The 24,645-nt window shown below is 73.9% G+C and carries 19 protein-coding genes and 5 tRNA genes; 16 read left to right on the forward strand and 8 right to left on the reverse strand.

Annotated features, from left to right (window positions below; all coding sequences use genetic code 11):
* Nucleotides 1-548 precede the first annotated feature (548 nt).
* Nucleotides 549-755 (forward strand): developmental transcriptional regulator BldC, encoded by a 207-nt coding sequence (gene bldC / locus V2S66_RS22500; RefSeq protein WP_003949541.1) that lies wholly within the window; start codon nt 549-551, stop codon nt 753-755.
* A 425-nt stretch (nt 756-1,180) separates the two neighbouring features.
* On the opposite strand, the gene V2S66_RS22505 is transcribed toward bldC, so the two are convergent.
* Together V2S66_RS22505 and hrpA are read right to left on the reverse strand one after the other, a co-directional pair.
* Nucleotides 1,181-1,255 (reverse strand) — tRNA-Asp (locus tag V2S66_RS22505).
* An 80-nt stretch (nt 1,256-1,335) separates the two neighbouring features.
* Nucleotides 1,336-5,376 (reverse strand): ATP-dependent RNA helicase HrpA, encoded by a 4,041-nt coding sequence (hrpA, locus tag V2S66_RS22510; protein ID WP_330797780.1) that lies wholly within the window; start codon nt 5,374-5,376, stop codon nt 1,336-1,338.
* Between the two features lie 164 nt (nt 5,377-5,540).
* On the opposite strand from hrpA, the gene V2S66_RS22515 reads away from it, so the two are divergent.
* Nucleotides 5,541-6,566, forward strand: coding sequence for an ABC-2 transporter permease (locus V2S66_RS22515; protein WP_330797781.1), 1,026 nt, complete (start codon nt 5,541-5,543; stop codon nt 6,564-6,566).
* 3 nt (nt 6,567-6,569) lie between these two features.
* Here the strand turns inward: V2S66_RS22515 and V2S66_RS22520 are convergent, their stop codons facing one another.
* The gene (locus V2S66_RS22520) at nt 6,570-7,337 is read right to left on the reverse strand and encodes an MBL fold metallo-hydrolase (RefSeq protein WP_330797783.1); all 768 of its coding nucleotides are present in this window, start codon (nt 7,335-7,337) and stop codon (nt 6,570-6,572) included.
* A 115-nt stretch (nt 7,338-7,452) separates the two neighbouring features.
* On the opposite strand from V2S66_RS22520, the gene V2S66_RS22525 reads away from it, so the two are divergent.
* On the forward strand, nt 7,453-8,187 hold the full coding sequence (locus V2S66_RS22525) for a TetR/AcrR family transcriptional regulator (RefSeq protein WP_330797785.1): 735 nt from the start codon (nt 7,453-7,455) through the stop codon (nt 8,185-8,187).
* Between the two features lie 78 nt (nt 8,188-8,265).
* On the opposite strand, the gene V2S66_RS22530 is transcribed toward V2S66_RS22525, so the two are convergent.
* A tRNA-Phe gene (locus tag V2S66_RS22530) sits at nt 8,266-8,339 on the reverse strand.
* Between the two features lie 4 nt (nt 8,340-8,343).
* A tRNA-Asp gene (locus V2S66_RS22535) sits at nt 8,344-8,418 on the reverse strand.
* Between the two features lie 288 nt (nt 8,419-8,706).
* Here V2S66_RS22535 and V2S66_RS22540 point away from each other — a divergent pair.
* The gene (locus V2S66_RS22540; RefSeq protein ID WP_330797786.1) at nt 8,707-9,462 is read left to right on the forward strand and encodes a hypothetical protein; all 756 of its coding nucleotides are present in this window, start codon (nt 8,707-8,709) and stop codon (nt 9,460-9,462) included.
* A gap of 26 nt (nt 9,463-9,488) precedes the next feature.
* Here V2S66_RS22540 and V2S66_RS22545 read toward each other — a convergent pair whose 3' ends face one another.
* Nucleotides 9,489-10,010, reverse strand: a complete 522-nt coding sequence (locus tag V2S66_RS22545) for a MarR family winged helix-turn-helix transcriptional regulator (protein WP_330797788.1) — start codon at nt 10,008-10,010, stop codon at nt 9,489-9,491.
* An 85-nt stretch (nt 10,011-10,095) separates the two neighbouring features.
* Between V2S66_RS22545 and pip the strand changes: the two genes are divergently transcribed.
* Nucleotides 10,096-11,061 carry a prolyl aminopeptidase gene (gene pip / locus V2S66_RS22550; RefSeq protein WP_330797790.1) on the forward strand — a complete coding sequence of 322 codons (966 nt, stop codon included), beginning with the start codon at nt 10,096-10,098 and terminating at the stop codon, nt 11,059-11,061.
* A 46-nt stretch (nt 11,062-11,107) separates the two neighbouring features.
* Here pip and V2S66_RS22555 read toward each other — a convergent pair whose 3' ends face one another.
* The gene (locus V2S66_RS22555; RefSeq protein WP_330797792.1) at nt 11,108-12,856 is read right to left on the reverse strand and encodes a TIGR03767 family metallophosphoesterase; all 1,749 of its coding nucleotides are present in this window, start codon (nt 12,854-12,856) and stop codon (nt 11,108-11,110) included.
* A 380-nt stretch (nt 12,857-13,236) separates the two neighbouring features.
* Here V2S66_RS22555 and V2S66_RS22560 point away from each other — a divergent pair, with 380 nt between their 5' ends.
* The 4 genes from V2S66_RS22560 to V2S66_RS22575 all read left to right on the forward strand — a co-directional run bounded on the left by V2S66_RS22560 (nt 13,237) and on the right by V2S66_RS22575 (nt 16,646).
* Nucleotides 13,237-13,812, forward strand: a complete 576-nt coding sequence (locus tag V2S66_RS22560) for a hypothetical protein (protein WP_330797794.1) — start codon at nt 13,237-13,239, stop codon at nt 13,810-13,812.
* Nucleotides 13,813-13,943: 131 nt separating this feature from the next.
* Nucleotides 13,944-14,714 (forward strand): spermidine synthase family protein, encoded by a 771-nt coding sequence (locus V2S66_RS22565; RefSeq protein ID WP_330797796.1) that lies wholly within the window; start codon nt 13,944-13,946, stop codon nt 14,712-14,714.
* Between the two features lie 33 nt (nt 14,715-14,747).
* Nucleotides 14,748-15,143, forward strand: coding sequence for a TOBE domain-containing protein (locus V2S66_RS22570; protein WP_330797797.1), 396 nt, complete (start codon nt 14,748-14,750; stop codon nt 15,141-15,143).
* A 462-nt stretch (nt 15,144-15,605) separates the two neighbouring features.
* On the forward strand, nt 15,606-16,646 hold the full coding sequence (locus V2S66_RS22575; protein ID WP_330797799.1) for an aldo/keto reductase: 1,041 nt from the start codon (nt 15,606-15,608) through the stop codon (nt 16,644-16,646).
* 184 nt (nt 16,647-16,830) lie between these two features.
* On the opposite strand, the gene V2S66_RS22580 is transcribed toward V2S66_RS22575, so the two are convergent.
* Nucleotides 16,831-16,906 (reverse strand) — tRNA-Glu (locus V2S66_RS22580).
* 122 nt (nt 16,907-17,028) lie between these two features.
* Here V2S66_RS22580 and V2S66_RS22585 point away from each other — a divergent pair.
* From V2S66_RS22585 to V2S66_RS22615, 7 genes are all read left to right on the forward strand, one after another.
* Nucleotides 17,029-17,379 carry a metallopeptidase family protein gene (locus V2S66_RS22585; RefSeq protein ID WP_330797800.1) on the forward strand — a complete coding sequence of 117 codons (351 nt, stop codon included), beginning with the start codon at nt 17,029-17,031 and terminating at the stop codon, nt 17,377-17,379.
* Between the two features lie 142 nt (nt 17,380-17,521).
* Nucleotides 17,522-18,127: a hypothetical protein gene (locus V2S66_RS22590; protein WP_330797802.1), complete on the forward strand. Its 606-nt coding sequence runs from the start codon at nt 17,522-17,524 to the stop codon at nt 18,125-18,127.
* A gap of 305 nt (nt 18,128-18,432) precedes the next feature.
* Entirely contained in the window at nt 18,433-20,559 is a 2,127-nt protein-coding gene (locus V2S66_RS22595) for a DEAD/DEAH box helicase (protein ID WP_330797804.1), read from the forward strand.
* Nucleotides 20,560-20,928: 369 nt separating this feature from the next.
* Nucleotides 20,929-21,084, forward strand: a complete 156-nt coding sequence (locus V2S66_RS22600; protein ID WP_330797805.1) for a hypothetical protein — start codon at nt 20,929-20,931, stop codon at nt 21,082-21,084.
* 70 nt (nt 21,085-21,154) lie between these two features.
* Nucleotides 21,155-21,301 (forward strand): hypothetical protein, encoded by a 147-nt coding sequence (locus V2S66_RS22605; RefSeq protein WP_330797807.1) that lies wholly within the window; start codon nt 21,155-21,157, stop codon nt 21,299-21,301.
* Nucleotides 21,302-21,413: 112 nt separating this feature from the next.
* Nucleotides 21,414-24,476 (forward strand): FG-GAP-like repeat-containing protein, encoded by a 3,063-nt coding sequence (locus tag V2S66_RS22610; RefSeq protein WP_330797809.1) that lies wholly within the window; start codon nt 21,414-21,416, stop codon nt 24,474-24,476.
* 93 nt (nt 24,477-24,569) lie between these two features.
* Nucleotides 24,570-24,642: transfer RNA gene (locus V2S66_RS22615), tRNA-Lys, on the forward strand.
* Nucleotides 24,643-24,645 lie beyond the last annotated feature (3 nt).

Below are 24,645 nucleotides of genomic sequence, written 5' to 3' on the forward strand. Positions count from 1 at the left end.
GGACGGGGCCGGTCGGGGGGCGGCGGCCGGGCGGCCGCAAGGCCGTTTTCGGCCGCGGCAACTGAGGGGCTTCGCACCGTTTGTGAAGGACCTGTGCGCACTCTGTTGTCTCCCCGTGTCTCTTGAGCCTCTTCGCTTGCCTTCTGTCGCCGAAGATGGCGGTATTGGCCCAAGCGTGACGCAGAGCACGTAACCGGACTCTTGCCTGCATCACCATCTGTCATGCCAAAATGGGACATCGGGTCCGCCTCGGGCTCGTTTCGAAGGTGGGGATGTTGCGGATGGTTGAACTGTGACTGATCGTCACACTGGGGTGACTGTCCGCTATGGCCCGGTCCATCGGCTTCCGTAGAGGTTGAACACCTGAGAGGGCAAATCCATCGGTTTGGCCGACGCGGCTGGACGGATGGTGTAGTTGTAGTGCCGAGGACAAGCCGTTCGTCCTATTACCGACTCGGCCCGCGTCGCCCATTTCGGGCAACGTGGGCCAAGGTGCAGAATTTAGAGGAAAGAACCGCGCTGGTTCGGTTCTCTCGAGGAGGCCGCTCATGACCGCTCGCACCCCTGATGCCGAGCCGTTGCTCACCCCTGCCGAGGTCGCGACCATGTTCCGTGTCGACCCCAAGACGGTCACGCGCTGGGCCAAGGCAGGCAAGCTCACGTCCATCCGCACGCTCGGCGGTCACCGCCGTTATCGCGAGGCCGAGGTCCGCGCACTGCTTGCGGGCATTCCGCAGCAGCGCAGCGAGGCCTGACGGCCTTTCGGGGCGATTCGGGGCCCCCACCCCACAGCAGTCGCCCCGCCCGACGGCCGACCCGCCCCCCAACGGGGACGCCCGAAGGTGAGCAAGCCCCGCTTCATGTTTGACGGTGTGCAGAGGATCGCATCGGACTCCGCCGGGTCCGGTGCGATCTTTTTTTGTGCCCCGCGGTGGGATCTGTGGGGTCCAGGGTGCTGCTGCGCAGCCCAGTGCAATTGCACATATTAAATCGAGGGCTCTGGGGAGGGGGTCAAGTTCCCCGCTTCCTCAGGATTTTTCCGTGACTCCCGTCACATGTCGCACTCTTGTGGATCTTAGACCCCGTGAGGTATAGGAACTTCCGCCCGGAATAAGGTGGTTGAAGGGACAAACGAAAGGACCCGGATCCTGGGGATCCGGGTCCTACGTCCAACTCACTGCGGTCCTGACGGGATTTGAACCCGCGGCCTCCACCTTGACAGGGTGGCGAGCACTCCAAACTGCTCCACAGGACCTCGCTGCCGCCGGCCGCCTCCCGCAGGGGAAGCGCGGCTGCGAGAGAGACTGTACAGCAGGTCAGGGGGTGGGGTCGAACTCAGGGCCGCAGGCCCGACCACGCCTCGTCCAGGGCCTTGAACACCCGCTTGTCGGACACCGGGAACGCGGTGCCCAACGCGTGCGCGAAGTAGCTGACCCGCAGCTCCTCGATCATCCAGCGGATGTCCCGCACCGCCGCCGGCACCGGCCGTCCCGGCGGCTGGGCGGCCAGCAGCTCCGCGTACTCCTGCTGGATCTCGTGGACCTTCTCCATCCGGGTGGCGTCCCGCTGCACGCCCGTCGGCATCTGCTGCAGCCTGCGGTCGACCGCCACCAGGTAGCGCATCAGGTCCGGCAGCCGCTTCAGACCGGCCTCGGTGACGAATCCGGCGTGCACCAGGGCCGAAAGCTGCTCCTTGACGTCCTGGAGGTTCGCCACCAGCGCCAGGCTCGCGGTGTCCTTCAGCCGCCGCTCGCAGGACTGCCAGGCCGCCAGCACCTGCTGCACCTGCTGCACGCCGCGCGCGGTCAGCTCCACCAGGTCCGCGCGCACCGCCTCGTAGAGCCTGCGGTAGCCCGCCTCGTCCCACGCGGGACCGCCGTGCGCGGCGATCAGCCGGTCCGCGGCGGCCGTCGCGCAGTCCTCGAACAGCGCCTGCACGCTGCCGTGCGGATTGCGGGACAGCGCCAGCTTCTGCTGGTTGGACAGCCGGTCGGCGGCGAACTTCGCCGGGTTCACCGGCACGTTCAGCAGGATCAGCCGCCGGGTGCCGCGCCACATCGCCTCGCCCTGCTCGGCCTCGGTGTCGAAGAGCCGCACGGCGACCGACGCGCCCTCGTCGACGAGCGCCGGATACGCCTTCACCGGCTGCCCGGACCGCCGCGCCTCGAAGGTGCGCGGCAGCGTGCCGACCGTCCAGTCCTTCAGGCCGGTGCGCTGCTCCACGCTCGCCAGCGCCGGGTCCGAGACCTGCTCGAACGCCCGGGTGATCGCCTCCCGCGTCTTCGGCTTCAGTCGCAGCCGCAGCGCCTCCAGGTCCTTGTCCTCGGCGATCTTGCGGCGCCGCTCGTCGACCACCCGGAAGGTGATCTTCAGATGGTCGGGCACCTTCGCCAGGTCGAAGTCCTCCGCGGACACTGGCACGCCGACCATCCGCCGCAGCTCCCGCGCCAGCACCGCGGGCAGCGGGTCGGGGCCGGCCACCGCGACCCCGAGGAACGCCTTCGCGTAGTTCGGCGCGGGCACGTAGTGCCGCCGCACCGGCTTGGGCAGCGAGCGGATCAGCTCGGTGACGACCTCCTCGCGCAGCCCCGGGATCTGCCAGTCGAAGCCGTCCGCGCTCACCTGGTTGAGCACCTGCAGCGGGATGTGCACGGTCACGCCGTCGGCGTCGGCGCCCGGCTCGAACTGGTAGGTGACGCGGAACTTCAGCGCGCCCTGGCGCCACGAGTCCGGGTAGTCCGCCTTGCTGACGGCCTCCGCGTTCTCGTTGATCAGCATGGAGTGCTCGAAGTTGAGCAGCTCCGGCTCCTCGCGCCGCCGGTGCTTCCACCAGGAGTCGAAGTGCGCGCCGGAGACCACGTGCTCGGGGAGCCGGCCGTCGTAGAAGTCGTAGAGCGTCTCGTCGTCCACCAGGATGTCGCGGCGCCGGGCCCGGTGCTCCAGCTCCTCGACCTCGCCGAGCAGCTTGCGGTTGTCGTGGAAGAACTGGTGGTGGGTCCGCCAGTCGCCCTCGACCAGGGCGTTGCGGATGAACAGCTCCCGGGAGACCTCCGGGTCGATCCGGCCGAAGTTCACCTTGCGCTGTGCGACCAGCGGGACGCCGTACAGCGTCACCCGCTCGTACGCCATCACCGCCGCCTGGTCCTTCTCCCAGTGCGGCTCGCTGTAGGTGCGCTTGACCAGGTGCTGGGCCAGCGGCTCCACCCACTCCGGCTCGATCCGCGCGTTGACCCGCGCCCACAGCCGGGAGGTCTCCACCAGCTCCGCCGACATGATCCACCGCGGCGGCTTCTTGAAGAGCGCCGAGCCGGGGAACACCGCGAACTTCGCGCTGCGCGCCCCGAGGTACTCGTTCTTCTCGGTGTCCTTCAGGCCCAGGTGCGACAGCAGCCCGGCGAGCAGCGAGACGTGCACCAGCTGCGGGTCGACGGCGTCCTCGGCTGCGCCGGCGTCCCGCGGCTGGTGGTCGCCGGTGTCGATGCCCAGCTGCCTGGCCACCGTCCGCAACTGGCTGTAGATGTCCTGCCATTCGCGGATCCGCAGGTAGTTCAGGAACTCCGACCGGCACATCCGGCGGAAGGCGGAGGAGCTCAGCTCCTTCTGCCGCTCCCTGACGTACCCCCACAGGTTCAGGAAGGCCAGGAAGTCCGACGTCGGGTCGCGGAACCTGGCGTGCTGCTGGTCCGCCTGCTGCTGCTTGTCCGAGGGCCGCTCCCGCGGGTCCTGGATGGACAGCGCCGCGGCGATCACCATCACCTCGCGCACGCAGCCGTTGCGGTCCGCCTCCAGCACCATCCGGGCCAGCCGCGGGTCCACCGGCAGCTGCGACAGCTTGCGGCCGGTCTGCGTCAGCCGCTTGCCCGGGTCGCTCTGCTGCGGGTCGAGCGCGCCCAGCTCCTCCAGCAGCTGCACGCCGTCCTTGATGTTCCGGCTGTCCGGCGGGTCGATGAAGGGGAACCGCGCGATGTCGCCCAGCCCGGCCGCCGTCATCTGCAGGATCACCGAGGCCAGGTTCGTCCGCAGGATCTCCGGATCGGTGAACTCCGGCCGGGACAGGAAGTCGTCCTCGTCGTACAGCCGGATGCAGATGCCGTCGGAGGTACGGCCGCAGCGGCCCTTGCGCTGGTTCGCGCTGGCCTGGCTGATCCGCTCGATCGGCAGCCGCTGCACCTTCGTGCGGTGGCTGTACCGGGAGATCCGCGCGGTGCCCGGATCGATCACGTACCGGATGCCCGGGACGGTCAGCGAGGTCTCGGCGACGTTCGTGGCCAGCACCACGCGGCGCGACCCGTGCTGCTGGAAGACCCGGTGCTGCTCCGCCGACGACAGCCGCGCGTACAGCGGCAGCACCTCGGTGTGCCGCAGCTTCCTCTTGTCCAGCGCGTCCGCGGTGTCGCGGATCTCCCGCTCGCCGGAGAGGAACACCAGGATGTCGCCGGGACCCTCCGCCTGCAGCTCGTCCACCGCGTCGCAGATCGCGGTGATCTGGTCCCGGTCGCTGTCCTCGGAGTCCTCCTCCAGCAGCGGCCTGTACCGCACCTCCACCGGGTACGTGCGGCCGCTGACCTCCACGATCGGCGCGTCGCCGAAATGCCGCGAGAAGCGCTCCGGGTCGATCGTCGCGGAGGTGATGACCACCTTCAGGTCCGGGCGCCGCGGCAGCAGCTGGGCCAGGTAGCCGAGGATGAAGTCGATGTTGAGGCTGCGCTCGTGCGCCTCGTCGATGATGATCGTGTCGTACGCGCGCAGCTCGCGGTCGGTCTGGATCTCCGCGAGCATGATGCCGTCGGTCATCAGCTTGACCAGCGTGGTGTCGCCCACCTGGTCGGTGAAGCGGACCTTCCAGCCGACCGCCTGCCCGAGCGGGGTGTGCAGCTCCTCCGCCACCCGCTCGGCGACGGTGCGGGCCGCGATCCGGCGCGGCTGGGTGTGGCCGATCAGGCCGCGCACGCCGCGGCCCAGCTCCAGGCAGATCTTCGGGATCTGCGTGGTCTTGCCCGAGCCGGTCTCGCCCGCGACGATCACCACCTGGTGGTCGCGGATCGCCGCGAGGATCTCGTCCCGCTTGCGGCTGACCGGCAGCGCCTCCGGGTACGTGATCGGCGGCACGGCCGCGGCGCGCGCCGCGATCCGCTCCTCCGCCGCCGCTATCTGCGTGCCGATCTCGGCGAGGACGGCGCCGCGCGCCTCGGGTTTGCGGATGCGGCGCGCGCCTTCGAGGCGGCGGCCCAGGCGCTGCTCGTCGCGCAGCGCGAGCGAGGGCAGCCGGGCGGCCAGCGCGGACAGCTCCGCCGGGTCCGCGGGGGTGGCGGGGGTGGCGCGCGGCGCGCGCTTTGCGCTGTTCGCGCGGGCTGAGGGGGAGCTGTGCGTAGACATACGCATCTCAGCATCGCACCTGCGGTCCGCTTCCGCCCAACCATTTCCCCGCCGCTGCGCCGGGCGCGAGCGCCGCCCCGCGCCGAGGCCGCGCCGGGGCGGTGCCGGGGCGGCGCCGGGGCCGCCCGCGGGCGGGAAGCGGGAGCCGGGCTTAGCGTGAGGGCGTGGTGGAGGCCGGAGAGGACGCAGCGTCGGCGTCGTGGTGGGAGACGTTCAGGAACTCGCCGTTCCTGCCGGCGACGGTGCTCGTCCTGCTGGTGGCCGCGGCGGCCGGCCTCTTCGCCGGCTCCTACACGTACAACATGGCCAACCCGACGCCGCGGCGCATTCCCACCGCGGTGACCGGCGTGCCGGCCAGCGAGGCCGAGCACGTGCGGTTCGTCGCCGGAATGGAGCAGGCGCTCGGCGCGTCGCTGAAGCTGCACCACTACTCCGGGTTCGCGGCGGCCGAGGAGGCGGTCGAGGAGCAGAAGGTGTTCGCGATCCTCCGGGAGGACGGCCCCCGCGCGGCGGCGCCGCACCTCTACGTCTCCAGCGCCTCCGGCGCCAGCGTCGCCCAGCTGCTCGCACAGACCGCCCCGAAGGTCGGCGCCACGGTCGGCTCGGCGGTGGCCGTCTCCGACATCAGCCCGCTGCAGAAGGGCGACCCGCGCGGCCTGGCGATCTTCTACATCTCGCTGGCCGCGGTGATCCTCGGCTTCGTGGGCGCGATCCAGCTGAACGTGCACGCCAGGGCGCTGCACCCGTGGGAGCGGATCTGCTTCATCGTCGCCGAGTCGATGCTGGGCGCCTTCGCCATCGCCGCGATCGTGGACTGGGGCCTCGGCGCCCTGAGCCTGCCGTTCGCGGAGTCCTGGGCGATCCTCGCCTTCACCATGGTCACCTCCGGCATGGTCTTCACGATGTTCAACACCCTGGTCGGCCGCTGGGCGATGCTGCCCACCTGGGGCCTGATGGTGCTGCTCGGCAACCCCTCCTCCGGCGGCGCGGTGTCCTGGCCGCTGCTGCCGTCGCTGCTCGGCCGGATCGGCCAGTGGCTGCCGCCGGGCGCGTCGGTGAACGCGCAGCACACCGCGGTGTACTTCGGCGGCCACCAGCACGTCTTCCCGTTCGCGGTGCTCACCGTGTGGGCGGCCGGTTCGACCGCGGTCTTCCTCGGCTGGCGCCACCGCCACCCGGGTGGCCGCTGACCCTCAGGCCGGCCAGGCGGTACGGGCCTGCTCCGCCGCGGCGCGCGGCCCGCCCGCGAAGGGCTCGCCGTGGCCGGGCAGCAGCAGCGACGGCGGCAGCGTGGCGAGCCGGTCGAGCGAGGCCAGCGCCGCGGAGCCGTCGTGGGTGAAGCCGCGGCAGACCAGCCGCGGGCCGGTCGCGCCGACGAGCGCGTCGTGGGTGACGACCGCGTCGCCGGTGAAGAGCAGCCCGCGGTCGGCGAAGAGGTAGGCGACGCTGCCGGGCGTGTGGCCGGGGAGCGCGACAGCCCGTGGGCGGCCCGGCAGGTCGGCGAGGTCGGTGTGCCGTGCGCCGTCGCCGCCGAAGGCGGTGAACCGCGCGACCGGCGGTGCGGTGAAGGCGCCCTGACGGGCCATGTGCAGCGGGGTGCGGATCGCGCCGGGCCGCTTGAGCAGGTACCGGAGGGGCGAGCGGGCCGGTCCGGCGTGGCGGACCGCGCTGCGCGGTCCGTCCCGGAGGATCGGCGCGTCGGCCGCGTGGACCCGGATCTCGGTGCCGGCCTCGGCGTGCAGCCGTGCGGCCAGGCCGGTGTGGTCGGGGTGGCCGTGGGTGATCAGGACCGCGCGCAGGTCGGCGGGGGTCGCGCCGATCGCGGCGAGGCAGGAGACCAGCGCGGCGTACCCGCCGGGGAGTCCCGCGTCCACGAGCAGCGGCCCGGCGGGGTCCTCGACCAGGTAGAAGGACACGGCGTGATCGCCGAGGCGGTGCACGCCGGGGGCGACGGGGGTCATGGCTGGGTTCCTCCCGGCAGGGCTGCTCGGCCGTCCGTGCGGTGGGCGCCGGCGGCCCGGCGGTCATTGGATACAGCGAGCTGTAATCAATACAGTCGACTGTAATGTAACCCGGATGACTGCGGAGGACGAGCGTCCGGACGCGCCGCGCGCGGCTCCGGACGGCGCTGGCGGCACGCGCGGCACGGCTGGGCCGGGCGGGAAGGGCGCGGCCACGAAAGGCGCGGGCGCGGCCCGCAGGCCGTACGACGCCCGGCGGCGGCGCGCCGGAGCCGAGCGGAACCGCGGCGCGGTCCTGGACGCCTACCGCGTGCTGCTGTTCCGCGACGGCTACCGGGCGACGACCGTGCGCGCGGTCGCCGGCGCGGCGGGGGTCTCGCCGGAGACCGTCTACAAGACCTTCGGCGGCAAACCGGGGCTGGCCAAGGCGCTGTGGGACGTGACGCAGGCCGGCGACGACGCCCCGGTGGCGATGGCGGACCGCGACGAGCTGCGCGCCGTGATGGAGGAGCGCGACCCCCGCGCGAAGCTGGCCGGCTGGGCGGCCTTCGTCCGCGGGGTGCACGAGCGGCTCGCCGGTCTCGCCGCGGCGCTCGCCCAGGCAGGGCCCGAGCCGGCCGCGGTGATCGAGGCCACCGAGGAGGAGCGGCTGCGCGGCGTCAGGGGGTTCGTGGAGCACCTCGCCGACCGCGGCCTGCTCGGCGCGGGCGTGGACCCGTCGGCCGCGGCAGACGCGTGCTGGGCGCTGACCTCCGCCCAGCTGTGGACCCGGTTGACCGTCGCCCGCGGGTGGACGGCGCAGGCGTACGAGGAGTGGCTGGTGGCGGTGCTGGCCGCAGTGCTGTTCTGAACCGGCGCGGGGCCGGGCCACAGGCGGGCGCGGAACGACGCAGGGCCCGTCCGGGAGGACGGGCCCTGCGTCGTGCGGTGGCTGGGGCCGGGGTCGAACCGGCGACCTACCGCTTTTCAGGCGGTCGCTCGTACCAACTGAGCTACCCAGCCGCAGCGGTCCTGACGGGATTTGAACCCGCGGCCTCCACCTTGACAGGGTGGCGAGCACTCCAAACTGCTCCACAGGACCTTGCTTTCGTGCGGGACAAGTCTTGCACATCTTGTGCACCGGTCTCGCACGGGTTTTCGCGACCTCCACACCGTCTGCCACTGATCGGTACCGCTGGGGATCAGAAGGACATTTCGGCAGGTCGTTGTCGCTGGATCAGCGTATCAGAACCGGGGCCTCGCTCCTGACACGCGCGCCGCGGGCCGGTCCCGGCCCCGCCGGCGCTCCGTCCGTGACCCGTTGGCGGCCCGTTCGCGGCCCGCGCGGATATTCGAACGCATTGTCGGTGCGGAGTGGTTGTATGCGGGCATGACGACGACGGACTGGGCGCGGCTGAGCCACGCGTACGGCTCGGCCGAGGACATACCGGGGCTGCTCGACCTGATCGAGACGGCGCCGACCGACGAACGGTGGAACGAGTTGTGGTCCGCGCTGTGCCACCAAGGGAGCGTGTACTCGGCGAGCTTCGCCGCGCTGCCCCGGCTCGCGGCGATCGCGGCGGCCCGGCCCGGCCCCGAGCGGGTGAGCGCGCTGGTGCTGGCCGGGTCGATCATGGCCGGGGCGGCTCCGCGCGAGTCGGCGGCGGTGCGCGGGGAGCACGCCGTGGCGCTGGCGGACCTGTCGGCGCTGACGCGCGCCCAACTGGCCGTGCCCACCGAGGACGTGGAGTACGTGCACCTGACCGAGGCCGGGCTGGCGCTGGAGGGCGTGCCGGTCTGGGGCGAGGGCGACGCGCTGTCGTGGACGCTGACGACCGGTGAGCGCGAGGTCGGCTGCCCGGCCTGCGACGCGGATCTGTGCGTCGTGCTCGGCGGCGAGGGGCGCGTCACGACCGCGGCCGACCGCGTACGGCCGCCAGGCGGCGCGGTCCCGCCGCGTCCGGCCGGCCCGCTCGATCCGGTCGGCCCCGAAGCGCTCGACGGGGTGGGCCGCCGGCTGTACGACGCCGCGCTCGCCGACGGCCATCCGCGGATCGCCCTCGCGCTGACGTACTTCTTCGGCGCGGCCGTCTGCCCGGTCTGCGGCGGGGAGTTCGCGGTGGCCGAGGCGGTGGCGGGGAGCTGACCCCCGCGCCGCGCCGGCCGGGGCGGTCAGCCGCCGAGCCGCGGGTCCGCCTCGGCGATGCGCTCGCGCATCGGGCGGCGGTCCAGCGCCCGGTGCGCTTCCTCGACCAGGCGGCTGAGCGGGTAGGGGAGTTCGGCGTCCAGGGCGGCGGCGGCCGCGGAGGTGGCCGCCCACTCGGCGTCGAGCGCCGGGAGCAGCGCCTCGGCCTTCGGGGTGAGCCGGACGATGCGGCGCCGCGCGTCGGTCGGCCCCGGCGCCAGCGTCACCAGCGCCGACCTGGCCATCTGCGCGACGGTCTGGCTGGCGGCGGAGTGCGTGACGCCGGTGGCCCGCGCCAGGTCGCTGATGGACAGCGGTCCCTCGGCCGCGAGCAGCCGCACGATCGGGGTGAAGCGCGGCCGGAAGCCGTGCAGTCCCCTCTCCTCGTAGACCGCGGCGACATCGCCGTCGAGCCGCTCCAGCAGGTGGCGCAGCCGCGTTCCCAGCAGTGCGGGTCCGCCAGGGGGGTCGGCCGGGGGGTGCGGGGAGGGGGTGTCGGCGTCGGGCACCGGGATAATATAACAGCACTGTTGTATGGACCGCCGTCCGGCCGGCCGGCGCCGTACCGCACGACGACCGAGGGAGAAGCCGCGCATGGGTGAGCGCTACGCGCCGATCGAGCCGTACGAGACCGGGATGCTCGACGTCGGCGACGGCAACCGCCTGTACTGGGAGGCCGGCGGCAACCCCGAGGGCAAGCCGGCGGTCGTCGTGCACGGCGGTCCCGGCTCCGGCAGCGGGCCGTGGGGGCGCCGCTTCTTCGACCCCCGGCGCTACCGCGTCGTCCAGTTCGACCAGCGCAACTGCGGCCGCAGCACCCCGCACGCCGCCGACCCGGCTGTCGACCTGCGGCACAACACCACGCCGCACCTGGTCGCCGACATGGAACGGCTGCGCGAGCACCTCGGCATCGACACCTGGCTGCTGCACGGCGGCTCCTGGGGCTCCACGCTGATCCTCGCCTACGCCGAGCGGCACCCCGAGCGGGTCTCGGAGATCGTCATCGCCGCGGTGACCACCACGCGGCGCTCCGAGACCGACTGGCTCTACCGCGGTGTCGGCCGGTTCTACCCCGAGGCATGGGACCGCTTCCTCGCCGGCGCTCCCGGCACCGGCCGCGACGGCGACGTGGTCGCGGCCTACGCCGCCCTGGTCACCCACCCCGACCGGGCGGTACGGGAGAAGGCCACCGAGGACTGGTGCGCGTGGGAGGACGCGGTGCTCTCCAACGAGACCAAGGGCGCGGCGAGTCCGTACGGCGACCGGCCCTCGCGGGCCCGCCTCGCGCTGGTCAGGATCTGCGCGCACTACTTCTCGCACGGCGCCTGGCTGGAGGAGGGCGCGCTGATCAGGGACGCCGGCCGGCTGGCCGCGATCCCCGGCGTGCTGATCCACGGCAGGCTGGACATGGGCGGGCCGCTGCACACCGCATGGGAGCTGCACCAGGCATGGCCCGGATCGGAGTTGACGGTGGTCGAGAGCGCCGGCCACCTCGGCGGCGAGGAGACCCGCGGCCTGGTGGTCGACGCCCTCGACCGTTTCGCCCGCCGGGCGCGCTAGGCCGTGTCCGACACATCGCGTCCGTCTCGCGGTGTCGGACACGCCCCTAGCCGAACGGACGCACCAGCAGCAGCTCGGTGTTGTGGTCGCCGGCCGCACCGAGCTTCGCCGCGGGCGTCGCGTACGGGTCGTTGTACGACAACTCCCGGTACAGCGCGGCCAGTCCGGCGTCGCCGGTGTCGCCGAAGTCGGTCGCGTAGCGCGCCGCGGACTCCACCAGGGTGGTGAACAGCGACAGCGTGCCGTCCCCGTTGTCCGCGATCTCGATCAGCCGCGCGTGCTGCGGGAAGTCCACGTGCGAGGCCGTGTTGACCTCCCAGAAGGACCGCTCGGCGACCGCGTGGCCGTGCGGGATGATCTGGTTGGCGTGGGTGTGGCCGTTCACCCAGGCGACCACGTTCGGATAGCGCTGCAGCAGCGCGACCAGTTCGCCGCCGGTGTGCCGGCCCTCGAAGAGGTGGTACGGGTCGGGCAGCGTGTTGCCCATCGTGCCCGAGGTGTGGTGGCTGAACAGCACCACGAGCTGGTCCTGCGAACCGCGCCGCACCACCGCGCCGTCGGTGTCGTACCAGTGCGTGCTGTACGTCTGCAGCACCGACTCCAGCCACTTCAGCTGCGCGGTGCCGATCGAACCGTCCGCCCAGCCCGCCCGGTTGGTGGTGTCGAGGCTGACGCCGAGGACGCCGGGCGCGACCGGGAAGGTGTAGTAGAGCTTGCCGCTGGAGGCGGCCGCGGCGGTGAAGCCGTGGCCGTACGGACCCGGCCCGGTGCGCGACGGGTCCAGGTGCGCCTGCGCGAACTGCTGGGGCGTGAAGGGGGCGCGGCGCGGGTCGGCGGTGACGTCGCGGACCGGGCCGCCGCCCTCCAGCAGGTGGAGCAGGATCAGCACGGCCGACGCGGGGTCGTGCTGGATCGCGTCGGCCAGCCTGGCGGCGGTCGCGTCGTCCACGCCCTCGATCTTGCCGCCGCCGGTGTAGAGCGAGGTGAGCAGCCCGAGGTCGGGCAGCGTGCCCTTGATGCTGTCGTCGTGGTTGCCGACCGTGGTGTACCACGGCGTGCGCAGGCCCGGCGCGGTGAACGGCCGCCCCGCGGCGCCGAGGAAGCCCGGGATCTGCGGAAAGCCTGCCTTCTTGTACGTGTCCTGGAACGACGACTCGGGGTTCCAGTAACCGGCCCCGCCGGAGTTCTGCACGCCCTCGTACCGCGCGGCGTCACCGGTCGACGGCGTCACCGCGCCGCCGCTCATCACCGTCAGGTACCAGTCCAGCTCGACCAGTTCGTGGTTGTCGGTGGTGTCGCCGGTGGCCATCACCAGGGAGAAGGGCAGCCCGGTGTACGGGCCGCCGGACAGCGCGTTGATCCGCTCGACCAGCGAGGACGCGCCGCGCACGGTCAGCGCCTCCTGCGGCCGGTACGCGGAGTCGATGTACTGCGCGAGGTACTCGAACCGCACCGGCGACTCGGTGTCGGCCAGGTGCAGGTCGGTGAACTGGACGAAGGACGCCAGGCCGGTGCGGCGGGCGTCGCGGCCGGCGGAGCCCGCGGCCAGCTCGGCGCGGACCACCAGCGGCCAGCCGGGGCCCGAGGCCAGCCGGCGGTACGGACCGCCGCCCGTCGCGGTGGCGACCTGTTCCAGCGTGGTGCCCCGGACGTCGACCGCCCGCGCCGCGCTCGCGGCGAGCGCTCGGTCGCGCGCCGCCGCGGACGCGTAGGGGCTGTCCAGCAGGGTCAGTGCGGCGGCCGCGGCCGCTCCGGACGCACCGGTGAGGAACTGGCGTCTGCTGCGTGGGCGCATGACTCTCCTGCCTGAAGGCCGTGGGTGGTGGCATGACGCGGAGGCGCTGTGTTGACCGAGGTGCGGTGCCGGCCGAGGGCTGTGCCCGCGGGGGTGCGGGGCCGCGGCGGCACGGTGGTGCGGTCCGGACAGGGGTGGATCGGCTACGTATTACCAGCCGGTAACGGCCATCCGCCAGAGTGCCGACGCGGATTGGCCGCCGGGTGAACCCGCCGTTGCGCGCCGGTGGCTGCGCCGGGTCGACTCGGCAGGCCCCTCGCGCGCTCCTGTGCGACGGCCCTTCTCCCGTATCCTCGGATGTCCCAGAGGATGCACGCGTCCCACCGCGTGTCCTGGGCCGAACTCTGTTCGAAATCCGCGGAGAGGTGCGCCCGTTGTCCATGGCCGAGGCTGAGTCGGCGGAGACCGACCGCGCACCCGCGGACCGGGTACGGGACCTGCTGGGCATCGGCTACACCGACCTCAAGCGGGCCCGCGCGATCGAACTCGCGGTGCCGGAGGCGGGCGAGGAGATCCTCGACTGGCTGCGGGAGTTCGCCGCGGCCGGCGCCTGGCGGGACTTCGCGTCCTTCGCCAACCTCGCCCTGCACCTGCGGCCCGAGGGGCTGACCGGCGTGCTGGCCCCGGTGATCGGCGCGGGCACGCCCGGCGTCCACCTGGAGGACCTGGTGGAACTGCTCGCCGAGACCGGCGAGGCCGGGGCCTGCACCCCCGAGGCGGTCCCGGCGCTGCTGGCGCTGGTCGACGTGCGGGCCCGGCACGACGGCCCCTACTACGGGCTGTGCCTCAAGGCGGTCGCGGCGATCGACGCGATCGGCGGTCCCGCGGCGCGTGAGGCGCTGCGCGCGCTGGCGTTCGGCGACGTCCCGGCGCCGGTCCGGCGGCAGGCCGCCGCCCGGCTCGGCCTCGACGGCGAACCCGGCCTCGCCGAGCGTCGGATGGTCGGCCCGGCCTGACCGCGCGGGCCGCCGTGCCGGGTCCCGCCGCCGCGCCGCGATAGGTTGCGCTCCACGTGCCGCACGGCACGCGGCACACGTCACGCCCCGCGTGACCGCACGAGCCGGACGCCAGCGAAGAGGACGACCCGATGAGCCCGCGTTTCGAGGAGATCGACTGGCGTCCGACGCCGCTCGGCGACATCAGCCTGCGCCGTCGCAGGGACCCGGCGTCGGGGGAGGACGTCTACGAGGTCAAGCTCGGCGACGACTTCCTGATGTCGAGCCTCTTCACCGCCGGCGAGATCGCGCTCGCCCGGCTCGGCCTGGCCCGGCTGGCCGCCGAGGGCGCGGCCGGCGGCGACGCAAGCAGCGCGGACGCGCGGTGGGACGTCGCAGTGGGCGGGCTCGGGCTCGGCTATACCGCCCGTGCCGCACTGGAGGACCCGCGGGTCCGCTCGCTCGTCGTGGTCGAGGCGCTCGGCGAGGTGATCGGCTGGCACGAGCGGCACCTCGTACCGCTGGGCGCCGCCCTGACGTCGGACCCGCGCTGCCGCCTGGTGGGCGGCGACTTCTTCGCGCTCGCCGCCGACCCGATGGGCCTGGACCCCGCCGAGCCGGGGCGCCGCTTCGACGCGGTGCTGCTGGACATCGACCACGCGCCCGACCACGTGCTCAACCCGCGGCATGCCGCGTTCTACACCGCCGGCGGCCTGCTGCGCTTCACCCGGCACCTGCGGCCCGGCGGCGTCTTCGCGCTGTGGTCCAACGACCCGCCGAGCGACGCCTTCACCGCGGTCCTCGGCGAGGTGATGGGCGGCGTGCGGGCCCATGTCGTGGCCTTCGACAACCCGTTGCAGGGCGGTGAGGCGACCAACACGGTCTACGTCGCCAACGCCCCGGCGGCTCCCGACGCGTCGTGAGCGGCCCGGCGGGCGCGGCCCTATTGTCGTGCCATGCAGTCCTACACGATCGGGCAGGCCGCCCGGCTCCTCGGCGTCAGCCCTGACACGGTCCGGCGCTGGGCGGACGGCGGACGGGTGGCCACCCACCGCGACGAGGGCGGCCGGCGGCTCATCGAGGGCCGCGACCTGGCCGCGTTCTCGGTGGAGTTGGCGCAGCCCGACACCGACGAGGAGGAGACGCCCCACACCTCGGTCCGCAACGCCTTCCCCGGCATCGTGACCGCGGTGAAACTCGGCGACGTCGCCGCCCAGGTGGAGATCCAGGCCGGACCGCACCGGCTGGTCTCGCTGCTGACCAGGGAGGCCGTGGAGGAACTCGGCCTGGAGGTCGGCATGCGCGCCACCGCGCGGGTGAAATCCACGAACGTCCACGTCGACCGCGCCTGACCGTTCCCTTGTCTTTGCCGCAATGCCGTGAAGCGGTTCGGGCCGCCTGAAGCTCCTCGGGATCATTTCCCCGATCGATTGCTCAGTGGATATGTCGACGGCAGTGGCGCCCGGCCTACCGCGTGATTCGAAATGCCGTGCGGCCCCGCCGTGCCATGCGGCGTTCGCTGAATCACAGCAAATTGGAAGAAGTCTGATTCGCCCGGAGCGGCGAAGGATAAGCCGTCCGGGCGCGCCGGGCGCTCCGGGGAAGACGTTTCGTTCGTCGTGGCCCGCATGGGGGTGCGGGTTCCGGAGGGGGATCATGTCAATAGCTCATTACCCATATCCACGAATCGCCGCGGCACCGCGGGCGATTTCTTCCTTTTCCTCCCCATGTGACGGGTCCGCGGCCTGTGAGGAGGTGTGCGCATGCAGCCAGAACGAGGGCCGATCCGCTACCGTCCGGTGAGGTCGGTGAGCATGCAGAGACCGCAGAGGCCGCGGGCGATGATGCGCGAGCCGCTGCCCATCGTGCCGCTCGGCTCCAACGGCCCGCTGGTGGGCGCCCAGGGCCTCGGCTGCATGGGCATGAGCGAGATGTACGGGCGCAGCGACCGCGCCGAGTCGCTGGAGACCCTCGAACTCGCCCTGGACTGCGGCGTGACGCTCTTCGACACCTCCGACGCGTACGGCAGCGGGGAGAACGAGGAGCTGATCGGGCCCTTCCTGCGCAGGAACCGCCGGCACGCGCTGATCTCCACCAAGTTCGGGCTGGTCCGCAGGCCGGGCGACCCCTTCCACCGGCGCATCGACAACTCTCCGCGCAACCTGCGCCGTTCGGTCGAGGCGAGCCTGCGGCGGCTGGGCGTCGACAGCATCGACCTGTACTTCGTGCACCGCCTCGACCCGGGCACCCCGGTCGAGGACACGGTGGCCTCGATGGCCCGGCTGGTCGCCGAGGGCAAGGTCTGCCACCTGGGCCTGTCCGAGGTCACCGGGGCGCAGTTACGGGCCGCGCACAACGTCCACGCGATCGCCGCCGTGCAGTCGGAGTGGTCGCTGTTCTCCCGCGACGTGGAGTCCGACGTGGTCCAGGCCGCGTCCGACCTCGGGGTCGCACTGATGCCGTCGGCGCCGCTCGGCCGCGGCTTCCTGGCCGGGGCGTTCACCGACGCGGGGACGCTCCCCGCGGACGACTTCCGGCGCCACACCGAACGGTTCACCGGCGACAACGCGCAGCGCAACGCGGCGATCCTCGCCCCGCTGCGGGCGATCGCGGCGGAGCGCGGCGCCACGCCCGCGCAGGTCGCACTGGCCTGGCTGCACGACCGCACCCGGGTGCACGCGGTGGCGGTGGTGCCCGTCCCGGGGACCCGGCACCGGGCCAGGCTGCTGGAGAACGTGAAGTCCGTCCGGCTCCACCTCTCCGCACCCGAGGTGGCCCAGCTCGACGGGATCGCCGCGCAGGTCGCCGGCCGCCGGGAGATCGGGCTGGCCTTCGAGAGCGCGCGGCGGAACTGAGCCGGCGCACCCGACACGGAGGCGATGTTTCCGTCACGCCGAGCGGGCGCGGCCCGCGCGAAGGACGGCGTGGCGGAAGGGCCCCGGGGCGCTGCCCCGCTGCCGCGCCGTACGGGCGCCGCCCGTACGGCCCGCGGCGCGGCGCGGCCCGCAGCGCGCCGGTACGGCGGCCTGGGCGGTGTGGTGGTGCCCCCAACGGGATTCGAACCCGTGCTACCGCCTTGAAAGGGCGGCGTCCTGGGCCACTAGACGATGAGGGCTGGCGGGCCTGCCGAAAGACCTCGTGAGGCGCTTCGGGGACGTGCGCAGCATAGGGGACGGCCGCCGGGTTGGGCAAAACGTTCGGGGTCCGGGCGGGGGCGGCGCGGGACACAATGGCCCTGTGCTGGAGATGACCCGCGAGGAGTTCGAGGAACTGGTCGGCGAGGCGCTCGACCGTATCCCCGCCGAGCTCACCCGCCTGATGGACAACGTGGCCGTGTTCGTCGAGGACGAGCCCGACCCGGCCGATCCCGACCTGCTCGGACTCTACGAGGGGACGCCGCTGACCGAGCGCGGCGAGTGGTACGCGGGGGTGCTGCCGGACCGGATCACCGTCTACCGCGGCCCCACGCTGCGGATGTGCTCCTCGCGCGAGGAGGCCGTCGAGGAGACCGAGATCACCGTCGTGCACGAGGTCGCGCACCACTTCGGCATCGACGACGAGCGGCTGCACGCCCTCGGCTACGGCTGATCCCCCCCCGGGCGGATGCGGCCGGTCGTGGGGGTGGGCGTGTCCTGCGGCGGGCGATGGCGTTGGACACGGCGAGCCAGCCCCGAGGCGTCCACCCGCGTGCGCACCGGGGCCCGTACCGCACCGAGTCCGAGGTCCCCCCATGACCGCACCCCACGCCCGCCTCAGCCCCGGTCCCGGTCCCGTTCGCACCCCCGGCGCCGGCCCCCGTGCCGGCGCCGGCGCCGCGAACGGGACCGGCGCCCGCACCCGCGGCGCGAGCGCCGCCGCCGGGGTGCGGGCGGCCGCCCTCGTCACGCTGATGGCCGCCGCCGTCGCCGCGTGCGTCAGCGCCGGCAGCGACGCCGACCCCAAGGCCCCGGGCCCGGCGGCCTCCGTGGGCCGGCACGGCGCTGCCGGTGACGCCCGGCACCCCGGCGGCCGCGGCGGCGGCCCCGCCGGAGCCGCGGGCCAGGACAGCATGTCCCCGTCACCCACCGTGTCCGGCACCGCCTCGGCCTCGCCCGGGGGCTCCGCCTCGGCGTCCCCCAGCGCCGGCCACCAGCCGTCCGGCCGCGCGGAGCCGCCGCCCGCCGGCGGCTCCGCCACCCCGGCGCCCACCGCCCAGTCCTCGCCGCCGGGCGGCGGCGCCACACAGGCCCCGCCGACCACCCCGGCGCCCACCGCGACCGCCGACCCCACCGACGCGCCGCCCTCCGCCACCGACACGCCCGGACCGGGCGACGGATCGCCGGGCTCCGCCGGCTGACACCGGGGCCGCGCCGAGCGACACGGCCAGGTGCTCGTCCGGCGGCTCGTCCGGCGGCTCGTCCGGCGGCTCGGCCCGCGGATCGTCCCAGGTCAGCGTATGGATCGGAGGGGGATTGGCGCATCGGGCCCTCGATGCGTATGCTGGTAGATCGTTTGATCCCACTTCCATTGCCTGGCGCCTGAATCCAGATGCGCGCCGAGTGGCGCGTTCCTTTTCTCCTGTGGCTGACCGCATCGAGGCGGTTGTAAGCAACCTGTGGAGCTGGCGCGTGCCGTAAGTCTTCCGAGAGGTTTTGCTTCAGCATGTCCCTTGACAGTGCCGACCGTTCCGTCATGCCCGAGAACGACGCCGCCACCCCCGTCACGACCGACGCCGTCACCACCGACGCCGTCCTGACCGGCGCGGACAGCGCCGACGCCGCGGACGCCATCGAGGCCGCCGAGGCCGAGCAGCCCGCCGGCCCGACCTTCAGCGACCTGGGCCTGCCCGAGGCCATCGTGCGCAAGCTCAACCAGAACGGCGTGATCACGCCGTTCCCGATCCAGGCCGCCACCATCCCGGACGCCATGTCCGGCCTGGACATCCTGGGCCGCGGCCGCACCGGCTCCGGCAAGACCCTGTCGTTCGGCCTGCCGCTGCTGACCAGCCTGGCCGGCGGCCGCACCGAGCGGAAGCGCCCCCGCGGCGTCATCCTCACCCCGACCCGCGAGCTGGCGATGCAGGTCGCCGACGCGCTGCAGCCGTACGGCGACGTGCTCGGCCTGAAGATGAAGGTCGTCTGCGGCGGCACCTCGATGCAGAACCAGATCTACGCGCTGGAGCGCGGCGTCGACATCCTCGTCGCCACCCCCGGCCGGCTGCGCGACCTGATCAACCGCGGCTCCGCCCACCTGGACCAGGTGCAGATCGCGGTCCTCGACGAGGCCGACCAGATGGCCGACATGGGCTTCCTGCCCGAGGTCACCGAGATCCTCGACCTCATCCCGGCCGGCGGCCAGCGCCTGCTGTTCTCCGCCACGCTGGAGAACGAGATCGACAGCCTCGTCAAGCGCTACCTGGTCGACCCGGTCGTCCACGAGGTGGACGCCGCCCAGGGCGCCGTCACCACGATGACCCACCACGTCCTGGTCGTGAAGCCCAAGGACAAGGCGCCGGTGACCGCGGCGATCGCCGCCCGCAAGGGCCGCACCATCATCTTCGTCCGCACCCAGATGGGCGCCGACCGCGTCGCCGAGCAGCTCATCGAGTCCGGTGTGCGGGCCGACGCGCTGCACGGCGGCATGACCCAGGGCGCGCGGACCCGCACGCTGGAGGACTTCAAGGCCGGCCAGGTCAACGTGCTGGTCGCCACCGACGTCGCCGCCCGCGGCATCCACGTCGACGGCATCGGCCTGGTGCTCAACGTCGACCCGGCCGCCGACCACAAGGACTACCTGCACCGCTCGGGCCGCACCGCGCGGGCCGGCGAGTCCGGCACGGTCGTCTCGCTGGCCCTGCCGCACCAGCGCAAGCAGATCTTCCGGCTGATGGAGGACGCGGGCGTGGACGCCTCGCGCCACATCATCGGCGGCGCCGGCGTCTTCGACGAGGACGTCGCCCGGATCACCGGCGCCCGCTCGCTCACCGACGTCCAGGCCGACGCCGTGCAGAACGCCGCCGCCCAGGCCGAGCGCGAGGTCGCCGAGGCCACCCGCCAGCTGGAGCGGCTGCAGAAGCGCGCGTCCGAGCTGCGCGAGGAGGCCGACCGGCTGACCGCGCGGTCCGCCCGCGAGCGCGGCGAGGACCCGGAGGAGGCGGTGGCCGCGAAGGCCGCCGAGGCCGCCGCGGCGGCGGAGGCCGCTGCCGCGCCGGTGGTGCCCGAGCCGCGCGAGGAGCGCGCGCCGTACCAGCGCCGCGACGACCGGCGCGACGAGCGCGGCAGCTTCGACCGCCGCCGTGACGACCGGCGCGACGACCGCCGTGACGACCGCCGCGACGACCGGCGTGACAGCCGTCCGTCGTTCAACCGCGACGAGCGCCGCGACAGCCGTCCTTCGTACGGTGCCCGTGACGACCGGCGTCCGGCGTTCGGCGACCGTGACCGGCGTGACAGCCGTCCGTCGTTCAACCGCGACGACCGGCGTGACAGCCGTCCTTCGTACGGTGCCCGTGACGACCGGCGTCCGGCGTTCGGTGACCGTGACCGGCGTGACAGCCGTCCGTCGTTCAACCGCGACGACCGGCGTGACAGCCGTCCCTCCTACGGCGCTCGCGACGACCGCCGCCCCGCGGTCGGTGAGCGCCGCGACAGCCGCCCGTCGTACGGCGACCGCGACCGCCGTCCGTCCTTCGGCGGCGACCGTGACCGCGACCGTCCGACCTCGTACAACCGCGAGTCCGGCCCGACCTCCTACGGCGAGCGCAAGCCGCGCTGGAAGCGCAACGGCTGACCCCGCCACCGCCTGAGCGCCCGACGGGCCCGTGGACTGCGAACCTCGCAGACCACGGGCCCGTTCCCGTCCCCCTCCCCGTTCCGCCGCCGGTGGGGCTGCTGTTACAGTGCGGGGATTCGCATGGGGGGACGGCCGGTGAACGGCCGGAGGCCGGGGGGCTTCTGACAACCAGCGCGCGGCCGGTCCGCGCCGACCCGTGTCCGGACGCAGGCGCACCCACGCGTGATGCGCGCTCCGGAAACGCGTCCGGCCGCCCGGGAACCGCCGCGGGCAGCCCACCCGCCGTGCGTTCCGACACGCGGCACGAGAGGGGTGGGCCCGCTGACCCGCACGACGGACACGGCGACACCGAGGACATGGACACGGATGCCCGTGCGGGCGCGGGCGCTCGCCGCCATGACGGCGGCGTTCGCGGTGGGCGCCGGGCTCGTCCCGGTGGCGCTGGCGCCCGCGGCGCACGCGGCCGCCGCGGTGAGCGCGGCGCAGGAGCCGGAGACGGTGGTGCCGGCGGGGGCGCGGTGACCTCAAGGGCCACTTCGACGCCCCCGGGTTCGTCGGCACCGGCTGGAACCAGTACAACGCCGTCGTCGGGGTGGGCACGCTCAGCGGCGACGGCTCCTGCGAGGTCGTTGCCCGCGACGCCCGCGGCGGCCTGTGGAAGTTCACCGACTGGGACGGCTCGTTGAGTCACCCCGTCTGGGAGGGCGGCGGCTGGCAGATGTACACACATCTGCTCTGACCGCCTGTGCGACCGGCGGCCCGGCCCATCCGTGGGCGGCGGACCGCGCGGAGCCGGCCGGGCCCGCGATCCCGCGGGCCCGGATCATGTGATCACCAAGGGGAGGGAACGGGTGGCACGACGCATCCCGCGCGGAGCCAGCACAGGACCGCGCACACTGCTGGCGGCGGCCGTCGCGCTGGCGGCGCTGACCGCCGCCGGCCCGCTCGCGACGGGCGTCGCCGCGGCGGCCGGCAGTCCACCGGGCGAGCAACTGGTCGCCCCGCTGTCCGCACCGGCGCCCGACCCGCTCGCGGTGTACGCGGCCACGCCGGCCGGCGTCCTGCTCCGGGACACCGGCACGTTCGCGTACACCTGGCGGTCCGCCGACGGCTCGCTGGTGCGCCCGTTGGGCGCGCTGACGCTGCCGCATGTCATCAGCGGCGGCCTCGGCGGCAGCCTCATCGAGTCGTCCACCGCGTCGGGCGCGGGCGGCGCCTCCGTGCGGGTCTACGACCCGGTCGCGGACACCGCCACGACGGTGCCGCTGGGCAGCTCCTACGACGCGGTCAACGTCCTGCCGGGTCAGGGTGGTTGGCAGGTCGTCGCGCTGCGCGAGACCAAGGACGCGCAGGGCCTCGTCACCCGTACGGAGATCCACCTCATCGACCCGGCAGCCGCCGGGGGACCGGCCGACCGGCTGGTCGCGACGGTGGCGAGGGTGACGCGCTGGCATCTGACACCGACTGGTCTGGCCCTGCTCTTCACCGAGGACGGCGACAGCGCCCAGTACCTCGGCTGGATCGACGCGGCCGCCGGCACGCTCACCGGCCTGCACGCGGTACCGGCGTCGACCCTGCGGCTGCTCAGCAACAGCACGTCCTACGGCTACTACCTCAGCGGGTCGGCGACGCTCTACTCCGTCGACGACCCGCAGGCCGCCCCGCGGACCGTGCAAGGGCCGGCGCAGGCCGCCGACGCGACCGCGCCCCAGCTCGACGACACGGCGCTGTACGTCACGGCCGCCTCGGCGTCGGCCCGCGACAAGACCCCGTCGCCGCTGTACCGGCAGCCGCTGGACGGCTCTGCGGCGACGGTCGCGCTGGCCGACGCGGGGCAGCCGCTGCGCGCCAACGACGGCAGCGTCGTGGTGGACGCGGACGGAACGCACGGCGTGGACGCCTACCGCCTCGACGGGGTGAGCGGCGGCCCGGTGGCCGTCCACCACTACGACGACCGGTGGCCGGCCCGCGCCGGCCTGTCGCTCGTCCGCGGCGCCCTCGCCTTCACCGAGACCGGCGCCGGCGGCGACGCCGTCCACTCCGTCGCCGCCTACGGCTCCCCGGCCGCCACGGTCGCCTCCGTGTCCGCCGACGCCCTTGCGCACTGCGCGGACGGCTCGCCCTGCCCGGTGCTCGCCGAGGGCGGCGGTACGTACGGCGCCGCGTACCTCACGCACGCCGCCGACGGCGCCGACGTCCTGAACGCCGGGACCGGCACGGCCGTGGCGCTCGGCACGGCCGGCGGCCGTATCGTCTCCGCGGGCGCGGACGACGTCCTGTACGCGGCGGCCGACGGCACGCAGTCGGTCGTCGACATGGCGCGGCGCACGGTGGTGCGCACCCGGGCCGCCGGCGCGGCCGCCCTGTGGGGCGACACCCTGTGGAGCGCCACCGGCACGGCCGGCGTCCTGGCCGCCGAGGACGCCGCCACCGGCGCCGGGCACACCACCCTCAGCACGGACGCGCCGTGCGTCCCGGCCGAGATCCAGGCCGTGCTCACGCGGATCTACTGGTCCTGCGGCGCGTCCGGCCCGGCGGGCGTCTACGACCGCGCGGCCGGCCGCTCCGTCGCCGTACCCGCGGGGCCCGCGCTGCTCGGTGACGGCTACGTGCTGCGGCACGCGGACGGCGGCCTGCTGCTGACCGACGTCCACACCGGCCAGGCCGCCGCCGCGCGGAGGATCGCCGACCTGGCGGGACCCGCGGCCGGCGTGGACGACCGGGGGGTGAGCTGGACGGTGGACCGATTCGGCGAGCGCGTCGCGTACACCGACGCTGCCAGTACGACGCACCTGCTCCCGGCGGGCGTGCCGGCGTCCGCGCTCGGCATGCTCGCCTCGTCGGGCACGTCGGTCGACCCGCGTGCGGGGGCCGCGTGGCATGGGCAGTGGCTGCTGACGCGAGCCGCCGCGGCGTGGTCGGTGCAGGTCACCGGGCCCGACGGGGCGCGCCTGGGGAACCTCGGCGACGCGCAGGGCGCCAGCTCGCCGGGCGTGATCACCCTGTCCTGGAACGGCAGGGACGAGTTCGGGCGACCGGGCCCCGACGGCCGATACACCTGGACGCTGACCGCGAAGCCCGCCGACGGCCAGGGCCCCGGCCTGACCGCGACCGGCGCCTTCACGCTCACCGGCGGCGAACCGGTCTGGCGCGACTACGACGGAGACGGCCGCCCCGACCTGCTCGGCACGCCCGCCTCCTCCGCGACCACCCTGCGCACGCACCCCGGCGCGCCCGGCGGGACCTTCGACGGCGTCGTCACCACCACCGGCTGGCCGTCCGGCGCGCTCATCGTCCCCGCGGGCGACGTCGACGGCGACGGCGCGAGCGACCTGCTGGCCCGTACGCCCTCCGGCGAGGTCCGGCTCTACCGCGGCACCGCGACCGCCCCGCCGAACCCGGCGGCCGGATACAGGGTCGTCGCGACCGGCTGGCAGGGCTACGACACGGTCCTGCAGGCGGGCTACGGCGAGGCCGGCAGCCCGCCGGTCTTCGTGGCGCGCGACACCAGCGGGAAGCTGTGGCTGCTCGGCACCGACGGCAAGGGCGGGTTCACCGCGGGCCGCAGGTACCTCTCGGCGGGCTGGGACACGTACGACACGCTGACGGCGGTCCGCGGGTTCGCGGGCCCGGGGTCCGTGTCCCTGGTCGGCCGCGACGCGAGCGGCCACCTGTGGCGGCACGGCTTCGCGGCCTCGCAGGTCCTTCCCGGCCGCACCGAACTGTCCGGCGGCTGGAACGCCTACACCGCGCTGGTCGCCGTCGGCGACCTCGACGGCGACGGCCGCCCGGAGATCGTCGGCCGCGACGCGACCGGCACGCTGTGGCGCCACTCCGCGGACGGCGCCGGCGCGATCGCGGCCGGCCGCGTCCGGCTCTCCGCCGGCTGGAACTACTACGCGACCCTGATCTGACACCCCCGGGCGGGCCCGCCCCCGACGACGGACGCAGGCCCGCCCGGACACAACGCGGACCCGCCCGCGGGTCCCGGCTATGCTGCGGGGTGCGGGCCGTTAGCTCAATTGGCAGAGCAGTGGACTTTTAATCCATTGGTTGTGGGTTCGAGTCCCACACGGCCTACCG

It is taken from the genome of Actinacidiphila polyblastidii, from assembly GCF_036353415.1.
Classification (GTDB): domain Bacteria; phylum Actinomycetota; class Actinomycetes; order Streptomycetales; family Streptomycetaceae; genus Actinacidiphila; species Actinacidiphila polyblastidii.

Excerpts from the sequence above, each read along its gene's own strand:
- V2S66_RS22600 (WP_330797805.1), top strand. The coding sequence starts at position 20,929 with ATGCCCGTGCGGGCGCGGGCGCTCGCCGCCATGACGGCGGCGTTCGCG.
- V2S66_RS22595 (WP_330797804.1), top strand. The coding sequence starts at position 18,433 with ATGTCCCTTGACAGTGCCGACCGTTCCGTCATGCCCGAGAACGACGCC.
- V2S66_RS22525 (WP_330797785.1), top strand. The coding sequence starts at position 7,453 with ATGACTGCGGAGGACGAGCGTCCGGACGCGCCGCGCGCGGCTCCGGAC.
- V2S66_RS22555 (WP_330797792.1), bottom strand. The coding sequence starts at position 12,856 with ATGCGCCCACGCAGCAGACGCCAGTTCCTCACCGGTGCGTCCGGAGCG.
- V2S66_RS22590 (WP_330797802.1), top strand. The coding sequence starts at position 17,522 with ATGACCGCACCCCACGCCCGCCTCAGCCCCGGTCCCGGTCCCGTTCGC.
- bldC (WP_003949541.1), top strand. The coding sequence starts at position 549 with ATGACCGCTCGCACCCCTGATGCCGAGCCGTTGCTCACCCCTGCCGAG.
- V2S66_RS22520 (WP_330797783.1), bottom strand. The coding sequence starts at position 7,337 with ATGACCCCCGTCGCCCCCGGCGTGCACCGCCTCGGCGATCACGCCGTG.
- V2S66_RS22570 (WP_330797797.1), top strand. The coding sequence starts at position 14,748 with ATGCAGTCCTACACGATCGGGCAGGCCGCCCGGCTCCTCGGCGTCAGC.
- pip (WP_330797790.1), top strand. The coding sequence starts at position 10,096 with ATGGGTGAGCGCTACGCGCCGATCGAGCCGTACGAGACCGGGATGCTC.
- V2S66_RS22575 (WP_330797799.1), top strand. The coding sequence starts at position 15,606 with ATGCAGAGACCGCAGAGGCCGCGGGCGATGATGCGCGAGCCGCTGCCC.
- V2S66_RS22560 (WP_330797794.1), top strand. The coding sequence starts at position 13,237 with ATGGCCGAGGCTGAGTCGGCGGAGACCGACCGCGCACCCGCGGACCGG.
- V2S66_RS22540 (WP_330797786.1), top strand. The coding sequence starts at position 8,707 with ATGACGACGACGGACTGGGCGCGGCTGAGCCACGCGTACGGCTCGGCC.
- hrpA (WP_330797780.1), bottom strand. The coding sequence starts at position 5,376 with ATGTCTACGCACAGCTCCCCCTCAGCCCGCGCGAACAGCGCAAAGCGC.
- V2S66_RS22565 (WP_330797796.1), top strand. The coding sequence starts at position 13,944 with ATGAGCCCGCGTTTCGAGGAGATCGACTGGCGTCCGACGCCGCTCGGC.